The sequence below is a fragment of the Defluviitalea raffinosedens genome, assembly GCF_016908775.1.
In the GTDB taxonomy this organism is placed as follows: Bacteria; Bacillota; Clostridia; order Lachnospirales; family Defluviitaleaceae; genus Defluviitalea; species Defluviitalea raffinosedens.
Genome location: NZ_JAFBEP010000003.1, coordinates 1 through 17,147, shown reverse-complemented (window position 1 = coordinate 17,147; position 17,147 = coordinate 1). Strand labels below are relative to the sequence as shown.

Sequence of the window (17,147 nt, the reverse complement as noted above, 5' to 3'; positions counted from 1 at the left end):
TCATGAAAATAAAAGATATAGACATTCCAAATTCGGTATTTTTAGCTCCTATGGCAGGGGTTACAGATCTGCCCTTTAGACTTCTTTGCAAAGAAATGGGTTGTGGCTTAGTTTACACAGAAATGGTCAGCGCAAAGGGCCTTCTGTATGACAATGAAAATACCAAGCAGCTTTTGGCGGTAGATGAAAGAGAACATCCTGTGGCTGTTCAGCTTTTTGGTTCTGATGCTAGGATTTTGGCGGAAATGGCAAAAAAGATTGAAGAAAGTGATATTGATATGATTGATATCAATATGGGATGTCCTGCACCTAAAATCACAAAAAATGGAGAAGGCTCTGCTTTAATGAAAAATCCAAAGCAGATTGGAGAAATCGTAAAGGCAGTTTCCTCCGCAGTAAAAAAGCCGGTTACAATTAAAATTCGAAAAGGATTTGATGACAATACCATTACAGCTGTAGAAGTTGCTAAAATTGCAGAGGAAAGCGGGGCAGCAGCCATAGCCGTTCATGGGAGAACCAGGGAACAGTTTTACAGTGGAAAAGCCGATTGGAATATTATAAGGCAAGTTAAAGAAGCGGTGTCTATTCCTGTCATTGGCAATGGGGATGTTGTAAGCCCTGAAACTGCCAAAAGATTATTTGAAGAAACCAATTGTGATGCCATTATGATTGGTCGAGGTGCTCAAGGTAATCCGTGGATTTTTAAAAGAGTGCTTCATTACTTACAAACCGGAGAAATTCTAGAAGAACCCTCCCCCCAGGAAAAAATAGATATGGCCCTTCGCCATGCCCGTATGCTCATAGAATTTAAAGGAGAATACATCGGGATAAGAGAAATGCGAAAGCATGTTTCATGGTATACTAAAGGATTGCTTAAAGCAGGAGTTCTCAGAAATAAGATTAATGAGGCTCAAAATTACGAAGAAATGGAAAAACTTCTAAAAGAATATCTGGAGCAATTTTAACAGGATCGCTTTAAAGGCGATCCGGTTTTTGTAATATTTTCCTCTCCTCCACATACAATCATATATAAAGCGGAAGCTTGAGAGAAAAGGGGAGGAAAGATGAAAAAGGTTGCATATTTACATTGGGCAAAAACATCGGACGAGGTCAACTTGGGTTATAACTGGATCAAAAAACTGCCTTCTTTCTTAAAGGATCAATATATTCTAAAAAACTGTCCTGTAAAAGTAGAAGAAGTACCTTTTTTAGAGACATCGTTTTTCGAAGTACAGCTTCCTTTGACTATAGAAGAGGCCAATGGGAAATCCGAGCGATATCTTCAAAAACTAATGGACAGGGTAATGGAAATTTTAGAAGAAAAGAAAGTGAAAATGATTTGCTTTTCAGAAAAGGGAAAGAACAAGTTATATTATTCTATTCCGATCTCAAAGGGAGATTATGTAATACCTTTTTTTATTTATTGGGCTATTTTAAAAGTTGCAGGCAGGTCTTTAGAAGATACAGAAGTAACTATATTAGATGGAAAGAATAAAACAACGGATTTAATACTGGATTTAATTTATCCCTGCGTCAATTACTTAAACATAATTAGTGATGAAACAGAAAGATTTAAAGTAAAATCAGAAGAAATCTATGATGATGTAGGACTAAATTTGCAGCTTTTGTCGCATAATAAAAAAACAGTCCTTGAGTATACTGATGTTATTATAGATTGCCGAGATATACCTCATACGGATTTCTACTATTGCAATAAAAGAGCAATGTATTTCTATATAGGAGACAACAAGGAGATGGTAAAGAATATACTCATAAAATGTCCTGATTTAAAGGTTATAGATGATTTTATACTTTCTGTACAGGGGAAGCAATATTCCACTGCTTTTTGTGAAATGATCTGGTTTGCATCAAAGGAGTGGTTTGATCTTATCGTGTCTAAAGAATATACTTTAGGCGATTTAAAGCAGATTCATAAAGAAATCGTAAAAGACGGATGGAAGGTAGAGAATTTTTGTCGTTACGGCAATATTGTATAAGCGAAGGAAGACAAGCCAAACCATGATATTGACAACATAATTCAGGTGCGATATAATCCTAAGAATATGGGGATGGAACTTTAATATACTTTAAATTAAATCAATTGTGAATAGAAAGGGAGTTGCTTTATGGCAGAAAAAAAGATCGTTTTAACTTACGAAGGCTTGGATAAATTAGAGAAAGAACTTCAAGAGTTAAAGACTATTCGCAGAAAAGAAGTTGCGGAAAAAATCAAAGAAGCCAGAGGACAGGGGGATCTTTCTGAAAACGCAGAATACGATGCAGCCAAAGAAGAACAGGCTGAAATCGAAACAAGAATTGTAGAAATAGAGAAGATTCTTCGCAACGCCCATGTAATAGATGAAGATGATGTTAATGTGGATGTAATAAACCTCGGCTGCAGAGTGAAGATTCAAGACATGGAATTTGATGAAGTATTGGATTATGCGATTGTAGGTTCTACAGAAGCAGATCCTTCAGAAGGTAAAATTTCCAATGAATCTCCTGTAGGGGCTGCTTTAATAGGCCATAAAGTAGGAGATGTTGTTGAAGTTGAAGTGCCTGAAGGAAAACTGGAGTTTAAAATACTTGAAATATATAGATAATAATAAGAAATAAGCTAAGGAGGAAGACGGATGTCGGAAGAAAACCAACTCCATTTGGAAACGGAAGAACAGGATCTTAATGAATTATTAAGAATCAGAAGAGAGAAGTTAAGTGAACTTCAAGAAAAAGGTAAAGACCCCTTCAAGCTGGTAAAATACGACGTAACCCATCACAGTGAAGACATTCATAAGAATTTTGAAGCAATGGAAGGGCAAATTGTTTGCGTAGCAGGACGTATGATGTCCAAGAGAATTATGGGAAAAGCTTCCTTCTGTGATGTACAGGATCGTCAGGGCAGAATTCAGATTTATGTTAGAAAAGACGGCATTGGAGAAGAAGCTTATGAAGAATTCAAACGTTTTGATATTGGCGATATTATAGGGGCTAAAGGGGAAGTATTTAAGACCAAAAAAGGAGAAATCTCCATTAAAGCAGAAGAAGTTGTATTGCTTTCAAAAAGCCTTCAGATTCTTCCTGAAAAATGGCATGGATTAAAAGACACAGACCTTCGTTACCGTCAAAGATATTTAGACCTTATTGTAAATCCTGAGGTAAAAGATACCTTTATTAAGAGAACTGCGATTATCAAAGAAATAAGAAGATTTTTAGATGATAAAGATTTCCTGGAAGTAGAAACTCCAGTGCTTCATACAATCCCCGGAGGTGCTGCTGCAAGGCCATTTATCACTCATCATAATACATTGGATATAGATATGTATATGAGAATTGCTCTTGAACTCCATCTAAAACGTCTTATTGTCGGTGGAATGGAAAGAGTATACGAAATCGGTCGCGTATTTAGAAATGAAGGAATGTCTGTAAGACATAATCCAGAATTTACTCTTTTAGAATTATACCAAGCTTATACAGATTACTATGGCATGATGGATTTGACAGAAAACCTTATTCGTACTGTGGCTAAGAATGTTTTAGGTACAGCAAAAGTAACCTATGGACAAGATGAAATCGATTTAGAAAAACCGTTTGCAAGACTTACAATGGTCGAAGCAGTAAAGCAATATGCTAATGTAGATTTTAATGAGATCCATACCCTTGAAGAAGCGAGAGAACTTGCAAAGAAACATCATATCGAATATGAAGAACGCCATAAAAAAGGAGATATCCTCAATCTGTTCTTTGAAGAATATGTAGAAAAGAACTTGATCCAGCCGACCTTTATCATGGATCATCCGGTAGAAATCTCTCCATTGGCTAAGAGAAAACCCGACAATCCAGATTATACAGAAAGATTTGAGCTTTTTATTACTGCCCGTGAATTTGCTAATGCATTCTCAGAACTTAATGATCCAATAGACCAGAGAAAGAGATTTGAATACCAGGAAGAATTAAGAGCGGCAGGAGATGAAGAAGCCAACATGATCGACGAGGACTTCTTAACAGCCTTAGAATACGGTATGCCGCCAACAGGAGGTTTAGGAATAGGAATAGACAGACTTGTTATGCTCCTTACAAATTCCTATTCCATAAGAGACGTGCTTCTGTTCCCAACCATGAAACCTATAGAAAACAAAAAATAAGTGATGAACTTTGGTTCATCACTTATTTTTTTACCATCATATTGCGTCTGAGTTAAACATATAATAAAAAAGATAAAATAAAAATATGTCGAATCAAGAGAATTTATATGGTATAATAATGGGACATGGCATATAGAATGATGGATAAAGGTGGAAGATGAATATGGGCCAAAAAGGTTTTAAGTTTATAATATTAGGAATTTTTTTAGGTATTCTTGCAATAGGAATTGGAGGATATTCCCTTCATCGATCAGGGTATCTTAATTTTAAGAATAATGTAGAAGCAAATGACAAAAATGCTTCTGATCATACTCAAGATGTCAAAAAAAGTTCCATACTGTCCTTTGAAAATTATATGCCACAGCCTCCGATTGATTACGCTGCCTACTTAGAGCCGAAGAAAGTAAAAGCGATCTATGTTACAGGCTGGAAAGCTGGCATACCTCAATATATGGACGAACTGATCGAAATCGCAAATACCACTGAGATTAATGCTATGGTTATAGATGTAAAAAGCGATGATGGATATATTACCTTTGATGCAGATGTCCCTATTGCAAAGGAAATCGGTGCAACGGACAGGGTAGGAATTAAGGATATTCATGAGTTAATGGATCAGTTAAGGGAAAATAATATTTTTCCCATTGCTCGGATTGTAGCTTTTAAAGATCCTTATCTAGCAGAAAAAAGACCAGATTTTGCGATTAAAAATCAAGACGGCAGTATTTTTCGTGCCAAAGGAATCGCGTGGGTCAATCCTTACAATAAAGAAGTATGGGATTATGTGATCGATATCGCTAAGGAAGCAGCAAAAGTAGGTTTTAAAGAAATCCAGTTTGACTATATTCGCTTTGATACTTCAGCAGGAATGAAATCTGTTGATTTGGGGCCTTTGGCTGAAACGAAAACGAAAACAGAGATTATCACTGAGTTTACAGAATATGCAGTAAAGGAATTAAAACCCTTAGGTGTATTTGTATCGGCAGATGTTTTTGGAACCATTATTACCAGTAAAATAGATGCGGATATTGTGGGACAGGATTATGTGGAAATGGCAAAACACTTAGACTATATTTGTCCCATGGTATATCCTTCCCATTATGCTGATGGCTCTCTTGGCATTAAATATCCTGATTTACAGCCTTATGACATTATCTTGGCTGCTATGAAAGCCTCTAATGAAAAACTTTCAGCAATTCCTGAAGGAGAACATCGGGCGATTGTTCGCCCCTGGCTTCAGGATTTTACGGCAACCTGGATTACCCATTACCAACCTTATGGACCTAAACAGATCAGAGAGCAAATCCAGGCCACTTATGATGCAGGTTTAGAGGAATGGATTCTATGGAGCCCCTCCAATCGTTATTCTGTAGGAGGATTGCTTTCAGAATAAATAGTCGATAATAAATAAGCAGAAAATTATTGCTAATTTCTGCTTATTTATTTTATACAAATTTTTTAAAAAAAGTGAAGTGAATTTGTGAGATATTATGTTATAATAAATAAGCATTAAAAGTACAAATATTTTTAGGAAATTTGAAGGGTTTTTCCAGAATAAGGAGAATATACTGTATAATACTTTTAGTAAAGAGGTGATTTGTGCTTGATTGATGAAGAAAAGATTAAGCTCATGTCCAAGTTGGCTATTTATGAGAAGAATCACGGCAATTTGGATGGGAAAATTAACGGATATTTTAAATCCGACTATGTATATATTCAAAACTGGTGGACCAGACTTTCTGTAACGATTGCCGGATTTTTAATTATAGGTTTAATTTTGTTTTATAAAATTTTTGTAGAGAAAGTAGACCTTTTTAGTATAGACTACAAGGCTTACGGAATGTGGTTAGGAGGCATTATTGTCGTACTTCTTGTTGTTTATTCTGTGCTATCTTCCTATGTTCATGAAAAAAGGTATAAAGCTTCCGAGAAAAGAATCAGAAAGTATTTACAAATGCTAAGGCAGCTGGAGGAACTCAAGTTGTCTTCTCAGCAAGAGGAGGTAAAGAAAGAAACTTATGAATCAAATTTACCAAATACGAGAGATGATCATCAGTTATTATAAACGCTATGAAAGAATGATCTTTCCTATACTTAAATTTATTGCATCATTTATTATTTTTTTATTTATAAGTAAAATGGGTTATGCGATCGTACTGACCAAATTACCTGTAGGTATTTTATTTGGAATTTCAGGAATGATAGTTCCGGCTCAATGGTTTTTTTTGCTTATCATTTTTTTAGTATCGACTCATCTGGCCTTTGTCTCTGTAGAAGTGGCTGTACTAGTTTCCCTTTTCTTAATCATTATTTATCTTCTTTATATTAGGATGTTTCCAAAACAAAGTTTATTGATCTTAGCTCTTTTATTAGGCTTTGCTTTAAGAATTCCCTTTGTAGTTCCGCTATTTGCAGGATTATATGTAGGGGTTAGTGGCATCATTCCTATTGCTTTTGGAACTTTGATATGGTATTTTATCCCTCATATTCAGATGCTTATTAATATGAAATCGGGAGAACTGATGGATATACCCAATGTATTGGCCAAGATGTATGTTTCCACCATTCAGTGGGTGACTCAGGACCAAACAGCCATCATCACTATTGTTATATTTTCTTTGGCAATCATATCGGTTTATTGTATCAGCAGATTTTCATTTGACTATTCATGGTATGTCGCTATAGGCATTGGAACCGGTATTAATATCATAGGTTTTTTAGTAGCTATCTTAATTCTGGATATGGATGTTAATATACTGGGAGGACTGGTGTCCAATATTATTTCCATGTTTCTTATGTTTCTTGTTCAGTTCATGCATCGTGTCGTAGATTATTCCAGAGCAGAATCTGTACAGTTTGAAGATGAAGAAAATTATTATTATGTTAAAGTGATTCCGAAAATTATTTTAGAAAAACCCAAAAGAGAGATTAAAAGAATTGTACAAGAACCAAATCATCTTGAAGAAGAAAATAAAGAGGAATAACCGCAGAGAATTCTGCGGTTTTTCTTGCATTAAAAGATAAATTATGGTATAAAATCATAAAAACTATTTGGAAGTGATTGTATGGACTCTGCTGTTAAATATTTTGAGAATATATGGATTGAGCCGCCTATGGACAGGATTTTATACCGCTTGGGATATAAAAAGACGAAAACCAAATTAGAAAAAGATCAAAAAGAGCAAATCGAGGAGCTCATTTGGGAAGGCGTGAGCCACTGCCACCCGAAGGGGGCTTTTTTAATCTTGCCTATAACAGAGCGAACTTGCCACAGTATCACCATAGGAAGGCATTTGGTTAAAAGCAAAAGCTTAGCAGAACTTTTAAAAAACAGTGAAACAGCGGCTTTAATGGCATCTACTATTGGAGATGAAATGATCCATGCAATAGAAGATGAAATCAAAAAAGAAAACTCTGTAAAAGCTGTTATCTTCGATTCTACTGCTTCTCAAATGGCCGATAAAACGGTTGCCTGGGTTATGGATTTTATCAATAAAACTCTTCAAAAAGAAGGGAAAGCATTAACTTCTATGCGTTATAGCCCAGGTTATGGAGATTTAGATTTAAGATATCAAAAGATTTTTTTTGAAGAGCTTAAATTGGATAAATTAGGCATTAGCCTTACAAAATCATACATGATGACGCCGGAGAAATCGGTAACCGCCATATGCGGCGTAGAAAACAGAATAAGGAGAGAAGAAAGGAATGAATAAAACTACATTTTATGAACTGCTGAGAGAAAGAATACTCATTTTAGACGGTGCCACCGGCACACAGCTTCAGAAGAAAGGTATGCCCCAAGGTGTATGCCCTGAAAAGTGGATATTGGAAAATCCTCATGCTATATTGGAAATTCAAGGATCTTACAAAGAAGCCGGATCTGATATTGTTTATGCCCCTACCTTTGGAGCAAACCGTTGGAAACTTAAAACCTTTGGATTAGAAGATCAAGTAAGAGAAATCAATATGAGTTTAGTGCAATTATCAAGAGAAGCTGTTGGGAGAGATATCTTAGTTGCAGGCGATCTTTCTCCTACAGGGGAATTCATAAAACCTTTCGGAGAAAGAGCTTTTGAAGAAGCGGTAGAAGTATATAAAGAACAGGTAGAAGCCCTTGTGGAAGGGGGCGTTGATTTATTTGTCATTGAAACCATGATCGATATCCAGGAAGCAAGAGCAGCGCTTCTGGCAGTTAAAGAAACTACTGACTTACCTGTGATGGTGAGCCTAACCTTTGGAGAAGACGAAAAAACTCTAACAGGAACTGACCCCATTACTGCTGCCATTACCCTTCAGTCCTTGGGGGCAGATGTTATAGGATGCAACTGTTCCACAGGACCTAAGGATATGATTCATATACTTAAGGAGATGAAAGGTGTTGCTACAGTACCTATTTTGGTAAAACCCAATGCAGGGCTTCCGGTAGTCAAAGATGGAGAGCTTTTCTATGATTTAGGACCGGAAGAATTCGCAAGCTTCATAGATGAATTCACCAATATAGGGGTAAACCTTATTGGAGGATGTTGTGGCACAACGCCAGAATACATCAGACTCATAAAAGAAAGAACTGAAAGTGCTGTGCCTAAAATGTGGCTTAAGAGCAAAATAAGTGCTCTTACCTCTGCAAGAAAAACAGTATTTATGGGGGAAAATATGCCCCTGGTTATTGTAGGTGAAAGAATTAATCCGACAGGAAAGAAAAAGCTGCAGCAGGAACTTTTAGATGGGAAACTTTCGGAAGTAAGACGCCTGGCCCTAGAACAACAGCAAAAAGGGGCAAGCATATTAGATGTTAATGTTGGTATGCCCGGTATTGACGAAAAAAAGGTTATGGTGAATGTGGTAGAGAACCTCTCTACCTTGAGCGAATTGCCTTTATGTATAGATTCCTCCAGCCCAGAAGTTATAGAGGCCGCCCTTAGAATCTATCCAGGGAGAGCACTTTTAAATTCTATTTCCGGAGAAGAGAAAAAATTAGAAAAGCTCCTTCCCATTGCAGCCAAATATGGAGCAATGTTTATTGCCTTGCCTTTAGACGATCAGGAAATACCTGCTACTGCAGAAGGGCGGATTAAAGTCCTCGACAGAATTTTAGAAGAAGCTAAAAAAATAGGTTATGGACCACAAGACATGGTTGTAGACGGTCTTGTAATGACTGTATCTGCCGATCAAAAGGCATCCCTTACGACGCTTGGGGTTATAGAATATGCCACAAAACACTTAAAAACTTCTTCCATTATTGGATTGTCCAATATATCCTTTGGACTTCCTGAAAGAAAATGGTTAAATTCTGCATTTCTAATGATGGCAATGGCTAAAGGCCTTAATATGGCTATTGCCAACCCAAGCAGCGAAAACTTAATGGAATTAAAAATGGCAGGAGATGTTCTGATTGGAAGAGATGAAAACAGTAAAAACTATATAGCGTATTTCGGACAATCCAAAACGATTTCTAAAAGCATAGATGAAAAGCCAAAAGAGGAAAATACAAGGACAAAGATTTATGAGGCTGTACTAAAAGGAGAGAAAGAAGCCATAGAGGGCTATATTAAAAAAGCTTTGGATGAAGGGATGAAACCTTTTGATATAGTGGATGAGCTCCTCATTCCAGCCATTAATAAAGTAGGGGAATTATACGATCAAAAAGAATATTTTCTTCCTCAGCTTATTTTGAGTGCGGAAGCCATGAAAACCGGATTTAACTATTTAGAACCTCTTCTTCTTAAAGAAGACAATGCCAGAAAGAAAACTAAAGTCATTATTGCAACTGTTAAAGGAGATATCCACGATATTGGCAAGAATATTGTTGGACTCATGCTTAAAAATTATGGTTTTGAAGTCATTGATTTAGGTAAGGATGTGCCAAAAGAAGAAATCATAAAACAAGTGAAAGAACATAATGCCCCCATTGTGGGATTGTCAGCCCTTATGACAACTACCATGGGAGAAATGGGTGTTGTGATTGATGCAGCAAAAAAAGAAGGGCTTGATACGAAATTTATGGTGGGCGGTGCAGTGGTTACCCAGGCATTTGCCGAAGAAATAGGAGCCGATGGCTATGCAGGGGATGCCATTGAAGCAGTACGATTAGCCCAGGCTTTAGAAAAATAAGAAGGCGGCCAATGGCCGCCTGTTTAGTTTAATACACATATGGATCTTCTCCATCATCCTGGCGATTTCGTAAATGGTTTTTAATTTTTATAACGCCATCCACATTGGCGATTAATTCTCCAGCCATTTCTACTTCGTATCTATGGTCGACCATTCCTTCTAAAGTCACGACACCTTTTTCTACCGTTGGGATAATGGAATGCCTGTCTAAATCAGACTTATTGAGTGCCTGCTGAACCATGCTCTTTAACAGTGCATCATCATACATTTCTTCGGCAGTTTCTATGGTCAAATTGCTTACGACATCTTTAAGGCCGATGGTCTGTCTTGCTACTTCCAGAGCTTTAATTTCGTCAGCTAAAGTATTGACACTTCCGATCAGAGTGGCGGAACCGCCTTCTACTTTTACATTGACATTCCTTAGACGATCGGCAAATTCGCAGTGACGAAGATTGTCTTCTGTTTGCTCCTTAAGTTCTTTATCTGATATATTTCCATTCATAGCAATGGTTAAATTATTTTCAAAACGAACATGGGGAACATAGTTTTGAACCACCTTTTCTGCTTGAATTTTATCTGCCAGGCAATCCACAAAGCCTGTCAAATATACGGTCCCATCGGTGGCATGAATATTAAGGTCAATTACCTGATGTTTTAAATTTTCTCTAAGAGCAGTTTCTATAGTGTGAACCAATTCGTTATCTTTATCCATAAAAATCTCCTTTCGACAGCCTACAATAAGGTTTTTACATAGTATTTCAAAAAAAGAAGGAATTTATGCCAGGCACAACGTATATTAATAATAGACAAGCTTAAATTTCTAAAAAGTTTGTATAATTTACCATGTCAAAATTCATTGTAAAAGCTTTAGCAAATCCCTATAAAACATGGTATAATTAAAAGTAACATTATAATTAAAGAGGAGTAATCAGGTTGAACTCATTAAAAGATATTCTGTCACAATTAAAAATATCTGTTACGAATATCCCTCATATAGGTATTGCTGATATTATTGATATTCTTATTGTTGCCTACCTTATTTATATCGTTATTACGTGGATTAAGGACACCAGGGCATGGGCACTTTTTAAAGGCCTTTTTGTTGTTTTTTCAGTTGCTATTATTGCATATGTCTTTCATTTAAATACTGTATGGTGGATCTTATCCAATGCGATATCTGTAGGTATTATTGCAGTCTTTGTTGTTTTTCAACCTGAATTTAGAAGAGCCTTAGAGGAACTTGGACGAGGGAACTTATTTTCTTCTTTTATGATCGACCAAAAAGAAAAAGATGAGACGATTTCTCAAAAAACAATAGAGGCCATTGTTAAAGCAGTGGAACATATGTCAGAGGAGAAGACAGGCGCCCTTATCGTTATTGAAAAAGACGTTAAGCTGGGTGAATACGAAAGAACGGGTATTATGCTCGATGCGATTGTCACTTCTCAGCTTCTTATAAATATATTTGAGCATAACACTCCTCTCCATGACGGGGCAGTGATTATCAAAAACAACAGAATATCGGCAGCAACGTGTTATCTTCCTTTAACGGATAGCTTAGAAATCAGCAAAGAATTAGGGACAAGGCACCGGGCGGCTTTAGGGGTAAGTGAAGTTTCGGATGCCATTACAATTGTCGTATCAGAAGAAACGGGAACTATATCAGTGACGCAATTTGGTTCTCTTACACGAAATGTTAAGGGAGAATTCATAAGAAACCTGTTAACGGATGCCCCCAATAAGAAAGCAGAAAAGAAAAAACTTGTACTATGGAAGGGGCGAAATAAGCATGAGTGATTTTTTTGGGAAAAATTTAGAATGGAAGATCTTTTCGCTTATTTTGGCGATAGGTTTATGGCTTATTGTTATCAATATAAAAAATCCCGAAGAAACGATGTCTTTTACGATTCCCGTTACCATTGAAAATTTGGAGACTGTTACATCAAAATATGACCTTATTGTATCTAATTTAGATGAAATTGAGAATAAAACGATTAAGATTAATTTAAGAGGAAACAGATTAACTCTTGAGAGCTTAAAAAACAATAAGAAGTACTTAAATGAGATTAAAGCTGTTGCAGATCTTGAATTGTTTCGTTACACAAAAGCCGATGAAGTCAATAAAATTCCCATTGCTATTTCATTCTCTGATGAATATAGGGGACTTGTTTTTGAAGAACAGAATCAGATCAGATACTTGGATGTTATTTTAGAAAAGAGAAAAACTTTGACAAAGACCATTCAGGTTGATATTGAGGGACAAACAGAAGATGGTTACGTGGTCTTAGGGCCTAAGGTAACACCGGGTGAGATTGTGTTATCCGGTGCAGAGTCCTTGATTGATCAAGTGGATTCTGTTAAAGTATCTGTCAATGTATCCGATATTGTAACCAGTGAAAAAATTCTAGGTCTTGAACCTAAAGCATATGATGCTAAGGGAAAAGAAATTTTAGGTCTTGAAAAAAGCACTGACAACGTAGCCGTTCAGCTTAGTGTAGGAAAAAAGAGAAGGGCGGTTCTACAGGCTGATATACAAGGGACCTATGCCCAGGGCTATATTTCAACAGGCATCAAAATAGAACCTCAGGAAGTTACAATAGTTGGTCCTGAAAATGTTGTGAATAACTTAAGTCAGATTAAACTTTCAACGATTATCTTTGATCATTTAGACAAGACTACTACATTCAATCCAGAAATCATTCTTCCTTCGGGAGTTTCTTTGTGGAATAGTACAGATACCAAGGTAGCCGTTACTATAGAAGTTAAAAAGCAAGTTGTAAGAGAATTTAAGATACCGACTTCAAGTTTAACCGTTAAAACAGATCTTCAATTTAGGTACATTTCAAAGGAAGTTACAGTATATCTTCAAGGCATAGAAGAGGACATTAATAAGATTACTGAAAATATGATCGCAGGAAGTATCGATGTTTCGGATTATGGTGTAGGTAAGCATACAGTTACGGTAAACTTTACTTTACCTAAAAACATCAGACAAGTAGGAGAGGCGCCTCAAGTTGAAATAGAACTTGTTGAACCTAAAGAAGAACAAGAGGTGCCTGAACATGAAGGTGTTCCTGCAACCGAATGATAAAAAAAGAAGTGCATTGGCACTTCTTTTTTTGTGTCATTTTATTTTTAAAAGCATATATATAGGATATAAGATATATACCACTATGACAAGATGTATATACCAACAATAAAAGTTGTATAATTTTTTTCTCAAATTTGTTGTCGTAAATTTAACACGATGCTATAATGAGGAAGGATTTTACACATAGTGTAAAATTAAAAATTTATATAAATATTATGATTAAAATAAGAAAAGAAAGGTGCTGGAAATGGGAAGATTATTTGGAACAGATGGTGTTCGTGGTGTAGCAAATACAGAATTAACAATAGAACTAGCATATAAATTAGGGCAGGCTGGAGCTTATGTACTTACAAAAGAAACCCATCATCAACCGATCATTTTAGTTGGCAGAGATACCAGAATATCAGGAAATATGCTGGAGGCAGCTCTGGTTGCAGGTATTTGTTCCGTAGGGGCAAAAGCTGTAAAACTCGGAGTTGTACCTACTCCGGCAGTGGCATACCTTACAAGAAAATATAAAGCCGATGCAGGGGTTGTGATCTCTGCCTCTCACAATCCGGTAAAATACAATGGCATCAAATTCTTTAACAGCGAAGGTTATAAATTAAGAGATGAACTGGAAGAAGAAATAGAAGGCATCATATTAGATCATACAGAAGAACTTCCAACACCTGTTGGAGAAGAAATAGGCACGATCATTGAAGAACCAGATGCTTTAAATGATTATGTAGATTTCTTAAAGTCAACCATCAACGTGGACTTAAAAGGATTAAAAATAGCTGTGGACTGTGCCAATGGCGCAGCTTATATGGCAGGACCTAAAGTACTGGAAGCTTTGGGTGCAGAGCTTATTGTAACAGGCAGCGAGCCCAATGGATGCAATATTAATAAAAATTGTGGCTCAACTCATATAGAAGCACTCCAGGAAATTGTAAAAGCCAATAAAGTGGATCTTGGTCTTGCTTTTGACGGAGATGCTGACAGATGCCTGGCTGTCGATGAAAATGGCAATCTCGTTGATGGTGATCAGATTATGGCAATCTGCGGCCTTCAGATGAAAAAGGAAAATACTCTGACAGGCAATACAATCGTTGCAACAGTCATGAGCAATTTAGGGCTATTCATTATGGCAGAAAAAAACGGCATTAATGTTGAAAAGACGAAAGTAGGAGACCGTTACGTATTAGAAGAAATGCTAAAAGACAATTATAAATTAGGTGGAGAACAATCGGGGCATATCATTTTCCTTGATTATAATACCACTGGAGATGGCATACTTACTGCCCTTCAGCTTTTATCAGTAATGAAAAAAACTGGCAAGAAGCTTTCAGAACTAGCGAGTGTCATGGAAGTACTTCCTCAGGTTTTAGTGAATGCGAAAGTTTCTAATGAGAAGAAGTATTCTTACTTAGAAAATAAAACTGTTAAAAAAGCCATTGAAGAGCTGGAAGCGAAGTTTGCCGGAGAAGGAAGAGTACTTATTCGCCCTTCTGGAACAGAGCCTCTTATTCGCGTCATGATAGAAGGAAAAGATGAAAAAGTATTAAAAGAAGAAGCGGAAAAATTAGCAGAGCTGATTAAAACAGAATTAAATAAATAGTTTAAAAGATAGGAGATAAAGGGGGTATTTATATGTGCGGTATTGTAGGATATATCGGGGACCAGGAAGCCTCTCCAATCCTGATAGAAAGCTTAAGAAAACTGGAGTATAGAGGATATGACTCAGCAGGAATAGCTGTTTATAATGGTTCATCTATAAATATTGTAAAAACTAAAGGAAGACTTAAAGACCTTGAAGAGAAACTTGAAGGCAGAACTGTAAAAGGAACTGTAGGGATAGGCCATACCAGGTGGGCAACTCACGGAGCACCTTCTGATGAAAATTCCCATCCCCATACCAATGGAGATGAAAGTATAACCGTTGTTCATAATGGAATTATAGAAAATTATATGGAATTAAAAGATGAATTAATCAGCCATGGGTATGTATTTGTATCAGAAACCGATACAGAAGTGGCTGTTCATCTGATTGATTATTATTATAAACATAAGGAAGATCCGGTAGATGCTGTTGTTAAGGCAATGAACAAAATAGAAGGCTCATATGCTTTAGGGGTTTTATTTAAAGATCACCCAGATTTATTGATTGCTGTAAGAAAAGACAGTCCCCTTATTGTAGGACTGGGCAAGGGAGAAAATTATATAGCTTCTGACATACCTGCAGTGCTTCAATATACCAGAGACGTATATTTATTAGAAGATGAAGAAATAGCCATTTTAACAAAAGAAGATGTTAAGATCATCAATAAAAATAAAGAACAGGTGAATAGAGAAGTATTTAAAGTAACCTGGGATGTGGCTGCTGCAGAAAAAGGCGGTTATGACCACTTTATGTTAAAGGAAATCTTTGAGCAGGCAAAAGTGGTTAAAGATACCTTAATGCCACGACTTCCGGAAAATCAAAACAGAGTGGTTTTAGATGAGATTAAACTTTCTAAAGATGAATTAGACAATATCAATAAAATTTACATTGTTGCCTGCGGAACGGCTTATTATGCCGGACTTGTAGGCAAATACCTGATAGAAAGAATTACACGAGTACCAGTAGTTGCAGAAGTTGCTTCAGAGTTCAGATACAGAGATCCTGTAATAGATGAGAACACTCTTATGATCGTGATTTCTCAATCAGGAGAAACAGCAGATACCCTGGCAGCCCTTCGCCTGGCAAAACAAAGAGGGGCAAGAGTTCTTGGTGTTGTCAATGTAGTAGGAAGTTCCATAGCAAGAGAAGCCGATGACATCCTTTATACCTGGGCAGGGCCGGAAATTGCAGTAGCTTCGACGAAAGCCTATTCCGCACAACTTGCTGCCATGTACCTTTTGACTTGTCATATTGCTCTTGAATTAGGAAAGATGACAGAAGATGAATTTGTATCATTAAGAGATGAATTATATCAATTGCCAAGGAAAGTGAACAGGGTACTGAGCAAGGCAGAAAAAATAAAAAGACTGGCAGATAAATATGTGCATTCCAAAAACGTATTTTATGTAGGCAGGGGCCTTGATTATATGGTATCTATGGAAGGTTCACTTAAACTTAAAGAAATTGCTTATGTGCATAGTGAACCTTATGCGGCAGGAGAATTAAAACATGGTCCCATTGCATTAATTGAAGATGCTACCCTTGTTATAGGTATAGTGACGCAAGAAGATCTATACGAAAAAACAGTGAGCAACTTAAAAGAAATCAAAGCGAGAGACGGCAAAGTCCTTGCTATAGCCGTAAAAGGCAATACTGAAATCGAAAAAGTTGTGGACGATGTCATCTACATTCCACAAACCCACTGGATGTTTACATCCTTACTTGCAAATATTCCGCAGCAGCTCTTTGCATATTACGTTTCAACAGCCTTAGGTCATGACGTAGATAAGCCAAGAAACTTAGCAAAGTCTGTAACTGTGGAATAATATAAAATTAATACAATCAAACCTGTTATATAATTCAATTGACCCACCTCTATTTATAATAAATTTCACGCTATAAAATTCTTTTTAAAATCCCACAGTAGATGAAGGAAAACTTTCATTTACTGCGGGATTTTTTTTACGTGGAAAATCTTCCGTATTTCCCATGTAATAAAAAGCCTTTTGGTATTCTTTGAGATTCTTTCTATTTACAACTAATTTTATTTTAAAGTAACAATGCAGCTTAGTGTAAAATTGTTCTAGGACAAAAAATAGCAAGAGACCACTCTTTTTGGTAAAATATTAGTCGCTGAAAACAATAAATACCAAGGAGGGTC

General features: G+C 36.5%; 14 protein-coding genes. 13 read left to right on the top strand and 1 reads right to left on the bottom strand.

Translation table 11 applies throughout. The annotated features are described in order from the left end of the window. Positions 1 to 2 precede the first annotated feature (2 nt). The 9 genes from dusB (at position 3) to JOD07_RS03275 (ending at position 10,253) form a co-directional block, all read left to right on the top strand. Complete coding sequence (dusB, locus tag JOD07_RS03315) at positions 3 to 965, top strand: tRNA dihydrouridine synthase DusB (RefSeq protein WP_204612206.1); 963 nt, start codon at positions 3 to 5, stop codon at positions 963 to 965. 99 nt (positions 966 to 1,064) lie between these two features. Then, the gene (locus tag JOD07_RS03310) at positions 1,065 to 1,997 is read left to right on the top strand and encodes a hypothetical protein (RefSeq protein ID WP_204612204.1); all 933 of its coding nucleotides are present in this window, start codon (positions 1,065 to 1,067) and stop codon (positions 1,995 to 1,997) included. A gap of 129 nt (positions 1,998 to 2,126) precedes the next feature. After that, complete coding sequence (greA, locus tag JOD07_RS03305) at positions 2,127 to 2,603, top strand: transcription elongation factor GreA (protein ID WP_158739472.1); 477 nt, start codon at positions 2,127 to 2,129, stop codon at positions 2,601 to 2,603. Between the two features lie 30 nt (positions 2,604 to 2,633). Beyond that, positions 2,634 to 4,142, top strand: a complete 1,509-nt coding sequence (gene lysS / locus JOD07_RS03300; protein ID WP_158739473.1) for a lysine--tRNA ligase — start codon at positions 2,634 to 2,636, stop codon at positions 4,140 to 4,142. Positions 4,143 to 4,305: 163 nt separating this feature from the next. Beyond that, positions 4,306 to 5,535: a putative glycoside hydrolase gene (locus JOD07_RS03295; RefSeq protein WP_204612202.1), complete on the top strand. Its 1,230-nt coding sequence runs from the start codon at positions 4,306 to 4,308 to the stop codon at positions 5,533 to 5,535. A gap of 210 nt (positions 5,536 to 5,745) precedes the next feature. Next, on the top strand, positions 5,746 to 6,207 hold the full coding sequence (locus JOD07_RS03290; protein WP_158739475.1) for a hypothetical protein: 462 nt from the start codon (positions 5,746 to 5,748) through the stop codon (positions 6,205 to 6,207). Further along, complete coding sequence (locus tag JOD07_RS03285; protein ID WP_158739476.1) at positions 6,161 to 7,126, top strand: hypothetical protein; 966 nt, start codon at positions 6,161 to 6,163, stop codon at positions 7,124 to 7,126. The genes JOD07_RS03290 and JOD07_RS03285 overlap by 47 nt, the downstream gene beginning before the upstream one ends. A gap of 81 nt (positions 7,127 to 7,207) precedes the next feature. Beyond that, positions 7,208 to 7,855, top strand: coding sequence for a vitamin B12 dependent-methionine synthase activation domain-containing protein (locus JOD07_RS03280; protein ID WP_204612200.1), 648 nt, complete (start codon positions 7,208 to 7,210; stop codon positions 7,853 to 7,855). Continuing rightward, positions 7,848 to 10,253 (top strand): homocysteine S-methyltransferase family protein, encoded by a 2,406-nt coding sequence (locus tag JOD07_RS03275; protein WP_204612198.1) that lies wholly within the window; start codon positions 7,848 to 7,850, stop codon positions 10,251 to 10,253. Before JOD07_RS03280 ends, JOD07_RS03275 begins: the two co-directional genes overlap by 8 nt. Positions 10,254 to 10,281: 28 nt before the next feature. Here JOD07_RS03275 and JOD07_RS03270 read toward each other — a convergent pair whose 3' ends face one another. Next, positions 10,282 to 10,965, bottom strand: coding sequence for a BON domain-containing protein (locus JOD07_RS03270; RefSeq protein WP_204612191.1), 684 nt, complete (start codon positions 10,963 to 10,965; stop codon positions 10,282 to 10,284). Positions 10,966 to 11,186: 221 nt separating this feature from the next. On the opposite strand from JOD07_RS03270, the gene cdaA reads away from it, so the two are divergent. From cdaA to glmS, 4 genes are all read left to right on the top strand, one after another. Further along, the gene (gene cdaA, locus JOD07_RS03265; RefSeq protein WP_207756786.1) at positions 11,187 to 12,050 is read left to right on the top strand and encodes a diadenylate cyclase CdaA; all 864 of its coding nucleotides are present in this window, start codon (positions 11,187 to 11,189) and stop codon (positions 12,048 to 12,050) included. Next, positions 12,043 to 13,341 carry a CdaR family protein gene (locus tag JOD07_RS03260; protein ID WP_158739480.1) on the top strand — a complete coding sequence of 433 codons (1,299 nt, stop codon included), beginning with the start codon at positions 12,043 to 12,045 and terminating at the stop codon, positions 13,339 to 13,341. The genes cdaA and JOD07_RS03260 overlap by 8 nt, the downstream gene beginning before the upstream one ends. Positions 13,342 to 13,591: 250 nt before the next feature. After that, a complete protein-coding gene (gene glmM / locus JOD07_RS03255) occupies positions 13,592 to 14,944 on the top strand; it encodes a phosphoglucosamine mutase (RefSeq protein WP_158739481.1) in 1,353 nt (450 codons plus the stop codon). Between the two features lie 32 nt (positions 14,945 to 14,976). Then, a complete protein-coding gene (glmS, locus tag JOD07_RS03250; protein WP_158739482.1) occupies positions 14,977 to 16,812 on the top strand; it encodes a glutamine--fructose-6-phosphate transaminase (isomerizing) in 1,836 nt (611 codons plus the stop codon). The last annotated feature ends 335 nt before the right edge of the window (positions 16,813 to 17,147 follow it).

Excerpts from the sequence above, each read along its gene's own strand:
- dusB (WP_204612206.1), top strand. The coding sequence starts at position 3 with ATGAAAATAAAAGATATAGACATTCCAAATTCGGTATTTTTAGCTCCT.
- JOD07_RS03310 (WP_204612204.1), top strand. The coding sequence starts at position 1,065 with ATGAAAAAGGTTGCATATTTACATTGGGCAAAAACATCGGACGAGGTC.
- greA (WP_158739472.1), top strand. The coding sequence starts at position 2,127 with ATGGCAGAAAAAAAGATCGTTTTAACTTACGAAGGCTTGGATAAATTA.
- lysS (WP_158739473.1), top strand. The coding sequence starts at position 2,634 with ATGTCGGAAGAAAACCAACTCCATTTGGAAACGGAAGAACAGGATCTT.
- JOD07_RS03295 (WP_204612202.1), top strand. The coding sequence starts at position 4,306 with ATGGGCCAAAAAGGTTTTAAGTTTATAATATTAGGAATTTTTTTAGGT.
- JOD07_RS03285 (WP_158739476.1), top strand. The coding sequence starts at position 6,161 with ATGAATCAAATTTACCAAATACGAGAGATGATCATCAGTTATTATAAA.
- JOD07_RS03280 (WP_204612200.1), top strand. The coding sequence starts at position 7,208 with ATGGACTCTGCTGTTAAATATTTTGAGAATATATGGATTGAGCCGCCT.
- JOD07_RS03275 (WP_204612198.1), top strand. The coding sequence starts at position 7,848 with ATGAATAAAACTACATTTTATGAACTGCTGAGAGAAAGAATACTCATT.
- JOD07_RS03270 (WP_204612191.1), bottom strand. The coding sequence starts at position 10,965 with ATGGATAAAGATAACGAATTGGTTCACACTATAGAAACTGCTCTTAGA.
- JOD07_RS03260 (WP_158739480.1), top strand. The coding sequence starts at position 12,043 with ATGAGTGATTTTTTTGGGAAAAATTTAGAATGGAAGATCTTTTCGCTT.
- glmM (WP_158739481.1), top strand. The coding sequence starts at position 13,592 with ATGGGAAGATTATTTGGAACAGATGGTGTTCGTGGTGTAGCAAATACA.
- glmS (WP_158739482.1), top strand. The coding sequence starts at position 14,977 with ATGTGCGGTATTGTAGGATATATCGGGGACCAGGAAGCCTCTCCAATC.